At 47.0% G+C, this 13167-nt stretch carries 15 protein-coding genes; all 15 read right to left on the reverse strand.

Features of this window, described 5'->3' with window-relative positions; genetic code table 11:
- Positions 1-27 precede the first annotated feature (27 nt).
- The 15 genes from uppS to AC4EVX_RS05330 all read right to left on the reverse strand — a co-directional run bounded on the left by uppS (position 28) and on the right by AC4EVX_RS05330 (position 13167).
- The gene (gene uppS / locus AC4EVX_RS05260) at positions 28-756 is read right to left on the reverse strand and encodes an undecaprenyl pyrophosphate synthase (protein WP_177977114.1); all 729 of its coding nucleotides are present in this window, start codon (positions 754-756) and stop codon (positions 28-30) included.
- A gap of 234 nt (positions 757-990) precedes the next feature.
- Positions 991-1545 (reverse strand): ribosome recycling factor, encoded by a 555-nt coding sequence (gene frr / locus AC4EVX_RS05265; protein ID WP_177977115.1) that lies wholly within the window; start codon positions 1543-1545, stop codon positions 991-993.
- 16 nt (positions 1546-1561) lie between these two features.
- A complete protein-coding gene (gene pyrH, locus AC4EVX_RS05270; RefSeq protein WP_177977116.1) occupies positions 1562-2266 on the reverse strand; it encodes a UMP kinase in 705 nt (234 codons plus the stop codon).
- A 39-nt stretch (positions 2267-2305) separates the two neighbouring features.
- Positions 2306-3130: a 4'-phosphopantetheinyl transferase family protein gene (locus AC4EVX_RS05275; RefSeq protein ID WP_490159719.1), complete on the reverse strand. Its 825-nt coding sequence runs from the start codon at positions 3128-3130 to the stop codon at positions 2306-2308.
- A 345-nt stretch (positions 3131-3475) separates the two neighbouring features.
- The gene (locus tag AC4EVX_RS05280; protein ID WP_490159720.1) at positions 3476-4111 is read right to left on the reverse strand and encodes a cytidylate kinase-like family protein; all 636 of its coding nucleotides are present in this window, start codon (positions 4109-4111) and stop codon (positions 3476-3478) included.
- A 161-nt stretch (positions 4112-4272) separates the two neighbouring features.
- Positions 4273-5187 (reverse strand): RluA family pseudouridine synthase, encoded by a 915-nt coding sequence (locus AC4EVX_RS05285; protein WP_308451170.1) that lies wholly within the window; start codon positions 5185-5187, stop codon positions 4273-4275.
- On the reverse strand, positions 5184-5708 hold the full coding sequence (lspA, locus tag AC4EVX_RS05290; protein ID WP_490159721.1) for a signal peptidase II: 525 nt from the start codon (positions 5706-5708) through the stop codon (positions 5184-5186). Before lspA ends, AC4EVX_RS05285 begins: the two co-directional genes overlap by 4 nt.
- Entirely contained in the window at positions 5698-6807 is a 1110-nt protein-coding gene (aroB, locus tag AC4EVX_RS05295) for a 3-dehydroquinate synthase (RefSeq protein WP_490159722.1), read from the reverse strand. The genes lspA and aroB overlap by 11 nt, the downstream gene beginning before the upstream one ends.
- Before the next feature lie 270 nt (positions 6808-7077).
- Positions 7078-7593, reverse strand: coding sequence for a cell division protein SepF (locus AC4EVX_RS05300; RefSeq protein ID WP_177978725.1), 516 nt, complete (start codon positions 7591-7593; stop codon positions 7078-7080).
- Positions 7594-7613: 20 nt separating this feature from the next.
- The gene (locus AC4EVX_RS05305; protein WP_490159723.1) at positions 7614-8294 is read right to left on the reverse strand and encodes a YggS family pyridoxal phosphate-dependent enzyme; all 681 of its coding nucleotides are present in this window, start codon (positions 8292-8294) and stop codon (positions 7614-7616) included.
- 109 nt (positions 8295-8403) lie between these two features.
- Positions 8404-9741, reverse strand: coding sequence for a biotin/lipoyl attachment domain-containing protein (locus AC4EVX_RS05310; protein ID WP_308451190.1), 1338 nt, complete (start codon positions 9739-9741; stop codon positions 8404-8406).
- Between the two features lie 385 nt (positions 9742-10126).
- Positions 10127-10546 (reverse strand): twitching motility protein PilT, encoded by a 420-nt coding sequence (locus AC4EVX_RS05315; RefSeq protein WP_308451166.1) that lies wholly within the window; start codon positions 10544-10546, stop codon positions 10127-10129.
- 89 nt (positions 10547-10635) lie between these two features.
- Entirely contained in the window at positions 10636-11616 is a 981-nt protein-coding gene (locus AC4EVX_RS05320) for a D-alanyl-D-alanine carboxypeptidase family protein (protein ID WP_490159724.1), read from the reverse strand.
- A gap of 9 nt (positions 11617-11625) precedes the next feature.
- Positions 11626-12021: a methylglyoxal synthase gene (gene mgsA / locus AC4EVX_RS05325; protein WP_177978186.1), complete on the reverse strand. Its 396-nt coding sequence runs from the start codon at positions 12019-12021 to the stop codon at positions 11626-11628.
- Between the two features lie 15 nt (positions 12022-12036).
- The gene (locus AC4EVX_RS05330) at positions 12037-13167 is read right to left on the reverse strand and encodes an FtsW/RodA/SpoVE family cell cycle protein (RefSeq protein WP_177978187.1); all 1131 of its coding nucleotides are present in this window, start codon (positions 13165-13167) and stop codon (positions 12037-12039) included.

Consider the following 13167-nt stretch of genomic DNA (forward strand, 5'->3'; position numbering starts at 1 on the left):
TCCTGTTATGTCCTGTCTGCGCGTGCCTTACGCCTGCTTGACTCCGCCAAATCTGCGGTCACGCTTATTATATGCCTCAATCGCCTTCACAAGCTCTGCGCGGTCAAAATCCGGCCACAGACAGTCTGTGATATAGATCTCGGAGTAGGCAAGTTGCCAGAGCAGATAGTTGGACAGACGCAGTTCTCCGCTCGTGCGGATTAAGAGATCCGGGTCCGGCATACCTGCAGTATCGAGATAAGACGCAACCGTGCTCTCCGTGATCGTCTGCGGGTCGAGATTTCCAAGTCTGCAAGCCTCTCCCATTCGTCTCACTGCGCGGGTGATCTCATCGCGTCCGCCGTAGTTGACGGCAATGACAAACGTCAGACCGGTGTTGTCCTTCGTCTCCTCCTCAAGGCGGTTGATTCCGTCGATGATATCCTGTGCGAAACGACTGCGCTCTCCGATCATCCTGACACGTACATTGTTTGCCTTTGCGGTCTTTAAAAGGCGCACCATGTAGAAGCGGAACAACTGCATCAGAGCTCCGACTTCCTCGCTCGAGCGCTTCCAGTTCTCAGTCGAGAATCCATACACTGTCAGATACTCAACACCCATGCGCGCTGCGATCTCAACGGTCTTCTCAACCGTCACACAGCCTTCCTTGTGTCCCATCGAACGCGGAAGTCCTCTCTTCTTTGCCCAACGTCCATTTCCATCCAGAATGATCGCGATATGTTTTGGAACAACGAGTCCCTGCAAATCATTTTCCATAATCTTTTATCCTCCCTAATCAGACATCCCAACGGTCAAAACTTATCCTCATTGAGATTTTCATATGCTTTTTTATATATGCTTTTTCATATATGTTTTCACATACATTTTATATCCTTATATACGACTTATATACGATTGTAAAAATACAGGACAGGAATTTCCCCCTGTCCTGCTAGAATACATATGGATCTGTCTTTGCAAAATACGCAATTTAATAATCAGTCTTTTGCATTAAACAGTCATGATCTCCTTGGTCTTTGCATCGATTGCTGCATCGATCTTCACGATCATCTTGTCGGTCATCTTCTGGATCTTTTCTTCTGCGGTCTTCTGCTCGTCCTCAGAGATCTCTCCAGCCTTCTCCATCTTCTTGAATGCCTCGTTTGCATCACGGCGGATGTTACGAACTGCTACCTTTGTCGCATCGCCCTTCTTCTTGACATCCTTTGCAAGATCTTTACGGCGCTCCTCAGTCAGCTCCGGGAATACCAGACGGATCACCTGACCATCGTTCGTCGGGTTGATACCCAGATCAGAGGTCAGAATTGCCTTCTCGATTGCCTTTAACAGGGACTTCTCCCACGGCTGAATCACGATCATACGAGCTTCCGGAACGCTTAAGTTACCAACCTGCTGAATCGGGGTCGGAGTTCCGTAATAATCCACCTTAATCTTGTCTAAAACATGCGGGTTCGCACGGCCTGCACGGATAGATGAATACTCCTCCTGAAGTACCTCCAGGGACTTTTCCATCTTTCCCTCGTAAATCTTTAACTGATCCTGCATAACATCCTCCTGTTAGTTAGTCTACGGTCACAATCGTACCGTTAATTTTTCCCTGCATCGCATTTGCAATGCTGTCTTTCTCATTCAAATCAAATACTGCCATCGGCATCCTGTGCTCCATGCACATGATGGATGCGGTCAGATCCACAACTGCAAGTTTCTGATCGATCACATCCTGAATGCGGATGGTGTCATAACGCTTTGCATTCGGGTTTACAGCCGGATCGCTGTCATATACGCCATCGATCGACTTTGCAAGAAGAATGCAATCTGCATCCATCTCAACCGCACGCAGAGTGATTCCGGTATCGGTAGAGAAATACGGATGTCCCGTACCGCCTGCAAAGAATACAACACGTCCTTCCTCAAAGAACTGGTTTGCTAAATCCTTTGAGAACTGCTTCGTCATCGTTCCGCAGACAAACGGAGTCAGAATCTCGGTCTTCATTCCGGTATTGCGGAAAATCTCAGACACATAGATGCAGTTCATGATCGTGGCAAGCATACCGATCTGATCTGCATGCGTGCGCTCGATTGCATCGCTCGTGCGTCCTCTCCAGAAGTTTCCACCTCCGATCACGATGCCGACCTGAACACCCGCCTCAACAGAAATCTTAACCTGTCTTGCAACTTCCTTTACCGTATCTTCATCAAACCCGGTTTTCTTCGGGCCTGCAAGCGCTTCACCGCTCAATTTCAAAAATACACGTTTCATATCCATGAAAAATTCTCTCCTTCCGGCCACCCATATTCGTAGTGATTATATCACATCCGACAGATTTTGAAAAGAGAAAAAAACGTCCCTGTCTTCGGATGAAAGACAGACCGAAGCACACGCCCCCCTGCCGGAAATTTTCTCCATTTTTTCTTCGATCCATTCGGAAAAATCATAGAGCGCGCAATTCTCATGTTCTCCACTCCGCCGTACACGCCCGACCGTACATTCCGGACATTTTCTGCTCTCTATCGATGTTTTCTCAGTCTGAGTATCACTTTCCCACATCTCCTGTATATTCTTTTGAAACGGGAGCTGCGCCTCTCTTCTCTGCGGAAGCAGAATGCGAAACGAGTCGAGCGGAATCGTCAATCCCGTCCCCGTCATCTTCACATAGCTCTCCTTCATGGTCCAGAACCGTGTAAACATCCGGTCTCTCTGCACTCCCTCCGGACACGAAAAGATCTCCTGACATTCCTCCTCACAAAAAAAGCGTCTTGAAACCCCGGCGACCGCTTTGCGAACTTCCTCGACATCACAGCCACACGGTCGGTCAGAAGTAACTGCCATCACCAGATTGATCGAATGCGAGAGATTAAAAAAAAGCTCCGGGCACGACAAAAGCACCGGTTTTCCATGTTCAGAAACACCAATTTCTTCCGTCTTCTCCCTCCGCCCAAATCGCATAAGCGCATGATCAAGCAACAGCCCCGCACAGAGCGAACGCTCCTGATCTTCCATTCTGCGAAAACGATTTGCCTTCTCAATTCGCTGTCCCGACAGCCGTCCCTCTATCCTGGCAAACATCTCCATCTTTTCCTGCTCGTCTTCCGGAAAATCCAACCTCATCAAATCTACATATGTGCTCATGATCCCGCCTTTTTCCCGATACCTGAAAATTAATAAAATATCGTATAACTTCAGAAGGGATTGTCTCCACTCCTGAAAAAGTTTGTGATAATCCTACCTATCGAGGAGGGTGGGACATTCACTCTGAGTTATACCTTGATGGAACTCCGAAAGGCGAGAAAGTGACTGCAAACCCGTGTGAAGCGTCAGTGCTTAGACCGTGTATTTTACGGTCTTATGCACTGCTACGCTGAACCCGGAGCGAGAGCGCGTTTGCAGGACTTTACTCGCCGTCGGAGTTCTCCACAACCGCAAAAATGCCCTCATCCGGCATTTTCGCCAAATGAGAGCATCTTGCAAATATTTCTACCGGTTTACCCACTTCTGCTTTGCTTTTGCAACTTCCAGAATCATGTCAACCGCACCATCCACTCCAAGTGCCGTACTGCTCAGGCAGAGATCATAGCTCTTCGCATCGCCCCAGCGCTTGCTCGAATAGTAATTATAGTAACTTGAACGCTTCTTATCCGTCTTCACCATGATGTCCTTTGCTTTGGCATCATCCACCTTATACAGATCCTTCAGACGGGCAATTCTCTCCTCATCCGATGCCGTGATAAAGACAGACAGCGTATTCGGATAATCTGCAAGTGCATAATCCGCACACCGTCCAACAATAACGCAGGACTCCTGATCTGCAAGCTTCTTGATCGTATCAAACTGAGCAAGAAAGATCTTGTGATTTAAAGGCATATCCATATATGCAGAAGAATTATATCCCATCGAATAGGTATCCATCACAAGCGAATACAGAAAGCTACTCGTCGGCTTCTCATCATGAGACTCGAACAATTCCTGGCAAAGTCCGCTGTTCTTCGCTGCCTGTGCCAACAATTCCTTATCGTAGCACTTGACCCCCATCTTTTCTGCCAGTTTCATTCCGATATCCTTACCACCGCTTCCGCACTGTCTGCCTATTGTGATAACAAGATTTCCCTTCATAATGTTTCGCTCCTTTCTGTCTTCGTGCGCGTCCGCCGATCACAGAAATGAATGTTGAGACACGCCTAAATCTTTCTAACCCTATTATAACTCAAAATTTCAGAAAAGTACATAAACATTATTCAAAAAAAAGTATATTTTAGAAACTATTGTTACAATTCTCAATCCTGTTCCAATTTTTTCAAAAGTGTCTCAAAATATTCCGGGAGAGGAGCCTGAAATTCCATATATTCCCCGGTTGTCGGATGAATGATCCCAAGCACACCGGCATGAAGCGTCTGCCCCTGTAAACCAGAAAACGGACATTTTGCCGGTCCGTACACATGATCTCCGAGGAGCGGATGTCCGATGCTTGCCATATGCACGCGGATCTGGTGCGTCCGCCCGGTCTCAAGCTGACACTCAATGTAAGTAAAACGGCGGAAACGGCGCAGAACCCGGTAATGCGTGACCGCATCTTTTCCATTCTTCTCATTGATGCTCATCTTTTTGCGGTCTGTCGGATGGCGACCGATCGGAGCATGAACCGTCCCCTCATCCTCTTTCACAACACCGTGAACAATCGCATAGTACTTCCTCGTGATCGAGTGCACTTTGAGCTGTTCGGCAATCGCGTTGTGCGCCTGATCGTTTTTACAGACAATCAAAACTCCAGTCGTGTCCATATCGATGCGGTGAACGATTCCCGGTCGCATAACTCCGTTGATTCCCGAGAGATCTCCCCGACAGTGCGCCATCAGTCCGTTGACAAGGGTCCCTGTCGCATGCCCCGCTGCCGGATGCACAACCATGCCCTTCGGTTTGTTGATCAGAATGATGTCCTTATCCTCATAGAGAATGTCAAGATCCATCTCCTCCGGAACAATCTCCGGCTCAACCGCCTCCGGAATATCAAGCTGAATCTTGTCACCCTCTGCGACCTTGTAACTGCTCTTGACAGGGCGATCATTGACCGTCACGCCCCCGTCCTTTAAGAGTTTCTGGAGATGAGCGCGCGACATTTCCGCAACCTGCTCGCTTAAATAGCGGTCAATTCGGGATCCTGCTCCCTCTTCCACACAAAATTCCCGAATCAATGCTTCGCCTCCTTCTTTTTCAGAGAGAAGACCTCGAGATCGCTGTCCTTATAATAAAATCCAAACAAGACAAGAAGAAATGCCGTAGCAGTCGTCACATAGATGTCTGCGACATTGAAAATCGGGAAATCAATCAGGCTGAAATACAGAAAATCTACAACGTATCCGAGGGAAATTCGATCTGCCATATTTCCGATTGCACCTGCCGTGATAAAGATCAGACAGATTTTGAGCGCATGGTAGCGCGCATTCTTCCAACTCGGCATCCGATACATCATAAATCCCGCCGTCATTAAAACTGCGAGTGCAATCACAAAGAAAAATCCCTGACGCCCCTGCAAAATTCCAAATGCAGCGCCCCGGTTTTCCGAGTAGAGAAGCTCAAAGACTCCGTCCACGAGTACGCGCGGAGCCTTTCCCTTCAGTGAAATCGTTGCAGCCAGCTTCGTGTACTGGTCAAACCAGAGAAGAAGGATCGATCCGATTCCCCAGACTGCCAGATTGCCAAACCTATCTTTCATGCGTTCCTCCTGCAAGCCATTCCAGTGCCTCTTCCATCTCTGCCTCGGTCACGGTGCGGTCGATATACGCCTCACCGACCTGACGCAGAAGAACAAACTTGATGGCACCGGCTTCCATCTTTTTATCATTTTTTGTTGCCTGAATCACTTCTTTCGGATCCAGACCATAGCCGGAAGTCGAAACCGGCAGATCAAAGGTTGCAAATGCCTTTCTCATCTGATCCACCTCAGCATCCGTAATCATTCCGCGCTTTGCAGAGATATGGGCAGCGGCAAGACAGCCGAGGGCAACGCACTGACCATGAGCCAGCTTGAAGTTCATCAGTTTCTCAATCGCATGACCGAGCGTGTGACCAAAGTTCAAGAGTGCTCTCTCGCCCTGCTCCGTCGGGTCTTTCTCCACGACATCTCTCTTGATTTGACAGCTGACAAGAATCAACTGTTCACAGACTTTCAGATCCCGCTCTCTGATTGCATCTGCATGCTCACAGATCCACTGATAGTAGTCGCGGTTCTTGATCAGACCGTGCTTGACAATCTCACCCATTCCCGACGCAAACTGCTCTGCGGACAGCGTCAGGAGGCTTGAGGTGCTTGCATAGACAAGCGACGGCATATGGAACGCGCCGACCATGTTCTTGTAGCTGTCAAAATCAACTCCTGTCTTTCCTCCGATGCTTGAATCCACCTGAGACAGAAGGGTCGTCGGAACCTGGATGAAACGGATTCCGCGCAGATAAGTTGCCCCTGCAAATCCGCAGAGATCACCGACGACACCACCGCCAAGTGCGACGAGAACATCCTTTCTGTCGAAATGCTTCTGAATCAGGAACTCGTACAGAGTGCGAACCGTGTCCAGATTTTTATTTTTCTCTCCTGCCGGAAAGATAAATGTCTCCACTTTCTTACAGCACTTAGAAATCTGCTCCTTTACCTCCTCAAGGTAGAGCGGTGCCACATTACTGTCCGTCACAATACAGATTTTCCGTTTTCCGGTATCCAGAGCCGGAATTTCCTCATCCAGTCTCTCATAGGAGGACTCCACCACAATATCATAAATCCAATTGCCATCTCTGCGCACATTCAATCTTTCTGCCATCGTATGTTCTCCTTTTCCTGTTTTTTCGTTTCTCCTGCTTCCTGTTTCCAAGCCCGTTTTCTGCCCTGCCATAATTGCTCTCAACTCTCAAAATTCAAGAATTCAAGAATCTTTGCAGTTAAACCCTGTTAAAAGAAAAGCAAACAATCTTCCGAAAAATCGCTGGAAAATTGTCTGCTCTATGTATCTTTTCTTCCCAGAACGATGTCCGTTCCGTATTGATTTTTTCCACAGATTTTTCTGCGGATTTCCTGTTGACCTGCTATTGATTTACAGATGAATATTCATGCCGGAAACTTCCAGACCGCCATTGTTGAGCATCTCCTGAAAATCACCGGAAAGTTCTACGGTCTCCGGTGTTGCAATGAAGATATAGCTGGAGATCTTCTGAAGATTTCCATTCATGGAGTAAGTGGAACCAGAGATGAAATCGATAATTCTCTGTGCGGTTTCTGTGTGGATTCCCTCCATATTCAGAACAACTGCCTTACCAGCAAGCAGATAGTCACAAGTCTCACGCGCATCATCAAAAGAAGTTGGCTTGATTAACGATACTTCCATCGTCTTCTGCTTCATCGGAACAACCTTCGGGGAGCGGGAGAACAGGCTTCTGCGTCCCTCCTCGATATCGTCATCGTCATCATCTCGCTGTGAAAAACGGCTCTTTCTTGAGGAACGATCTCTATCCTCCACCTCATAATCGTCTTCCGTGTCGAACAGGTCCGTATCGTCTATATCTCCATCGTTCATCCGGAAGGTATCCATTACCTTACTCAAAATACTCATAATTCTCTCTCCAATCCTCATCATCTGGCACCAAAGATTCCCGTACCGACTCTAATCATGGTTGCACCCTCCTCAACGGCAACCTCATAGTCACCGGTCATTCCCATGGAAAGTACACTCATGCTAACATTATCAACGTTTTTCTTTTTAATGTCAACAGATAATTCATATAATTTTTTAAAAACAGGGCGATTTTCTTCCGGATGTTCCACATTTGGCGCTATTGTCATCAGACCGCAAATTTTTAAGTGCTTCATCTGGCTGATTGCAAGGACAGCTTCCTCCACTTCTTCCGGCGCAAATCCGAACTTGCTCTCCTCTTTTGCGACATTGACCTCAAGCAGAATCTTCACCTCGCGTTCTTCCTTCTGCGCCTCTTTCTCGATATACTCTGCCAGACGCACGGAGTCAACCGAATGAATCATCTCAATGTGCGGGAGAACCTGACGGATTTTATTGTGCTGAAGATGACCGATCATGTGGAAACGGGTATCCTCTGGCATCTGTGGTGCTTTCTGTACAATCTCCTGTACCTTATTCTCTCCAAAATCACGGGCTCCTGCCTCATACGCCTCGTGAAGATCCTCGATCGGCTTCGTCTTGCTCACTGCAATCAGCGTCACATTCTTCGGATCTCTGCCACTGCGCGCACAGGCAAGATCGATTTTTTCTCTGACTTTTCTGTACTGTTCCTGAATCATCTTTTTTCCTCCTGTATCTTCTGTATTTCCTATATTTCCTGTATTCACATAATCTCTTATGATCTCTCAAAACCTCTCAGATCGATTCTCCATACGAGCAACGATGCATTTACTGATAAATCAGCTCTCCCTCATAGACAGAATTTGCATCAAGTACAATGTGATCAAACACGGCGAGTCCGTAATTGGTTCCCTTCTTCACCGTATAATACTCATCATTTGATTTTAAAATCTCAATCTGCTTGAAGACTGCATATCCCTTGTTGATGTTATAGACGCCCTGAAGAGATGCCGTCTGACCGATCTGGTATCGCTCCTGAGAATTCGGCTTGTCGATATAATCGCCTCCCTTGAGCGGGGCCTTGTCCCCCATCTCAATATAATCATATTCACCATCCGAATAATATATGGTAACAGGAACAAATTCCAATGAAGTTCCTGACTCCGAGTACACTTCTCTCATAAAGCCAATATCTCCATTGTCTCCACCCTTTGCCAGATAATCCTCCGGAACGAGATAGAAATTCTTCTCGGTGACTGCGGTCACAGGAATCTTGAGTCCGTCCATTCTCTCGGTATCCACTTCAAAGTCCACATATCGCTCTCCGACGAACTGCACCATATACTGATGGAAATCCAGTTTTCCGTACTGTGCGCCGTCCGTTCCGGTGAACATCGAAAAATCACCGTCTGTGTCGAGATCATACGTCGGAAATGTCACATGAAGACTTGTCTTGTCGCTGTACTCGGCAACTGCATCTTCCTTCAGCGGAAAGATCAGACTCCAGTCGTCCGAAGTCACCAGCTTGTAAACCGGTGTGGACTGCTCAATCAGATCACCCGATTTCGGAATGGATTTTGTATACTTCGTGCGGTCAAACGAATCTGCACTCACCTGATCCGCCGTGAGTCCCTCCATCCCGTCGATCGCATACGATACCACACCGGACAGCGGTGCTCTCACCTGCTGGAACGTGATTCCGGTCTGCTCCAACATCGCATCAAGATTTCCGAGTGCATTGAAATTCACATACTCGAGGACGGATGCCTCCAAGGTGTAGCGCAGATCATAGACATCCGAAAATCTCTGGTCGCTGTATCCGATAGAAAACGAGGATAACTGACGCTTGATGTCAGAGAGATTCTCGCTCGTGAGCGTCACATTTGCATCCGGGTTCTCCTCCATAAACTTTGCAAGACTTCCGGTCTCATCGATCGAGTAGATTCTCGTTCCCACACCGGCACGTTTTCCCTCGCGAATGTAATAGTTGATGTATCCGCTTCGATCCGTCGACTCGACCTGCTCATTTCGCAAAATCAATCCTGTATACTGGGTATCATTGACGATATTTCCCTCAACGACCTCATAAAACTGAATCTTGTCTTTTCTTACATACTTGTAAACACTGAATATCAGATAAATGAAGATAATTGCAAAAATAATCATTCCCACATTAAAATTAATCGGGCGATGATACCTCACAATTTTCGAATTTTTTGATTTTTTCTTTTTTGCCAAAACGATTTCCTCCTGCGCCTGATTCGGCTCCAATTCATTATAAGAGTTTCCTATAAAAAGTTCAAGCCGTTTTTCCATCTCGTCGTTATGGCCTTATTTCTTCTCATCCAACAACACCTTAATAAGCCAGAAAAACACCATCGTCATCGTTTATTGATTGAACGTCAGCAAACCGGATTAAACTCCCTACACATTTGTCAAACACTCTGAGTTGTAACGATAAAGCCCTCCACCATGAGTTTCTACTCACAGTGAAGGGCTTTCTAAACCGGTCTTTGTAACCGCTCAAATCAAATTACTTAAACTTTATGTATTACAGTGAGATGATGACATCTTTCTGTGCGCTCTCCGGCATATCAGCTGCGTCCATCGATACGCTGAGAACAAAGTTTACCGCATACTTATCACTGATTGTTTCCAAGGTTGTGATGGTGTCAGCGATGTCCTCTCCCTCAAGAGATGCCAGCTTTAAGAAGCTGTCAAGGAACATCGTCTCAATGTCATGATCCTGAGAAATGATTCCGCACAGGAAACCGATGAATCCCTGACTACCACTCAGCGGATACTCATTCACATTGATCAGACGGATCTTGTTGCTTAATTCGTACATATGCTTGGAGCTCTTGTCCAGATAAACGATCGAACCGGTTGCTTCCTTTACTCCCTGATTCGCCATGTCTAACAGATGCTTGGTCTTTCCTTTTCCCTTTTTACCTGCGATAATCTGCACCATAGTAATCTCCTCCTTGAGCTTATTGAATTTGTATAAAATTCTTTTTATATTGACTCAATTATAGTACAAATCACAAAATTTTTCAACGGCTATTTAACAATTTTCTGAATAATATTTGTCATATTTCCATATAGTTCCGGTCTGTTTGATGCTTTCATGACAACAGAGATATAATCCTGATTCTGATCATCCTCACAGCCGAGAATCAGACAATAACCTGCCGCCTGCGTCGTACCGGTCTTTCCGCCGAGCACCGTCACTCCATCCGGAGTCTCACGCTTTCCGGTCAGATACTGGTTACTGCTCTCCCATTTCTGACTCTTTGCGACTCCGTTCGCGTCCTTATACTCCGCAGTATACTCCGTCGTCCCGATAATCTTGCGAAATTCCGGGTACTTGAGACACTCATTGAAGATCAGATACAGATCGTAAGCCGTCGTATAATGCTCCGGATCTGTCAGTCCATGAGGATTGACAAAGTGAGTATCCGTTGCACCGAGCTTCCACGCTGTCTCATTCATCTTATCTGCAAACGCCTCAACACTGCCTGCTTCATAGACCGCAATCGCACTTGCCGCATCGTTTCCAGATGGAAGCATCAGACCGTACAGAAGCTGTTCGAGCGTCAACGTCTCCCCCGGATTGATGTGACAGAGCGAAGCTCCCGCCTCCGTGATCACGGTCTCCTTTCCGACGGTGATCTCCTTTTGCAGATCCCCGTCCTGAAGCGCAATCAGCGCTGTCATAATCTTTGTAATGCTTGCCGGATTCATGCGCTCAAACGGATTTTTCTGAAAAAGCACCTGCTTGTCCTTCACAGAAAACAGCGTTGCCGCCTCTGCATTGACCCCGGAATCCGAAGAAGGTTCCGATCCCGTGACCACGCAGAGATCACTGGCAAACGCAGATGCGCGTTCTCCGGAGGAAGAAGACTCTTCCAGAAAACTCTCCATGCGCCCATTTTCATATAAAGTCTCTGTCTGCCCGCCCTTTCCACATGCAACCAGCGTCAGGCACATGCAGGACAGAGCTGTCGACAGAAACACTCTCCTCTTTTTCAAACCAGTCACCTCTAGCCTCTAGCGGTAAATCTCACGCCATTCCAGATCACCACGATCAAGCGCCTTTACTAAAAGCTCTGCGGTCGCCAGATTCGTTGCAAGCGGAATGTTGTAAATATCGCACAGACGGACAACATCGTTCACATCCGGCTCGTGAGACTTCGGAGTCAGCGGATCTCTCAGATAGATCATCATATCCATCTCATTGTGCTCAATCTGGGCAGCAAGCTGCTGCTGTCCGCCGAGATGACCTGCCAGATACTTGTGAACGTTGAGATTCGTCACTTCTTCCACCAGACGACCGGTTGTTCCCGTCGCATACAATTCATGTTTGCTTAAAATTCCCCGATAGGCAATGCAGAAATTCTGCATCAGTTTCTTTTTTGAGTCATGTGCAATCAGACCGATATTCATAAGAACATACCTCCTTTAATACCTCTCATAATTATTATTTCGTCTTTGCAGTCCCACATTCATCACAATGCCGACTCCAAAATACAGACTCAGCAGAGAGCTGACTCCCGAACTGATGAATGGAAGTGGTAAACCGGTATTCGGAAGAATTCCGGTTGCCACTGCAATGTTGGCAAAACTCTGAAATGCAAACAACGTCGCAAGTCCAACACAGACAAGCCTTCCGGCTAAATCTTTCGCCCGCGCCGCCATCATCAGACACTCATAAACAATCAATGCCATCAGGATGATCACAACAACGGAACCGATAAATCCAAGTTCCTCTCCCACAACCGCAAAGATGAAATCCGTCTCCTCCTCAGAGAGGAAGTTTCCGTTCTTTACCGAAGAGAGCGTCGTCGTATTCAAACCCTTTCCCCAAAACATGCCGGAGCCGATCGCCATGATCGAGTTGTTCTGCTGGAGATTCGCTTCCGCATATCCGGATTTATCAAAGAATGCCAGAATTCGGCGCACCTGATAATCCGCCAGAAATGGTACAGCTCCCAGCTTCAACAAGTAGACAAACAGACCTCCGCACGGCAGAACAACTGCCAGTGCCCCGAAAATCCATTTGAAACTCAGCCCCGCCACAAACAACATGCTCAGGAAAATCACCAATGTCACGAGTGACGTACTAAGATTAGGCTGACTGAAAATCAGGAAGAAAGCAACAAAGAAAAGCCCTCCCCCGATCAACAGTGTAACAAACTGATTGATTTTGTCCTGATACTTGTCAAAGTACCAGGCAAAAAATACAATCAGACCAATCTTTACAAACTCAGCCGGCTGGATCTGACCGATCAGTGGTACGCGAATCCATCTGGTCGCAATACCCTTGCTGACACCAAATACCAGCACGGCACCCAGCATCAGAACACAACCTCCATATACAACAGGCGCCGTGGAAAGGACCCGGTGATAATCCACCAGCGACAGCCCGATCACAACGGCAAACCCAATGACAATTCCCATCACCTGCTTTCCTACCACAGCCATATCCTGGTTGGAAGCACTTCTGAGAACAAAGACACCAATAATATTAAGAAGTAATACATAAAGGAATAAACGAAAATTGTAATTCCTAAAATGATAGTCCAGTAACAT

The sequence above is a fragment of the Brotaphodocola sp. genome, assembly GCF_983179755.1.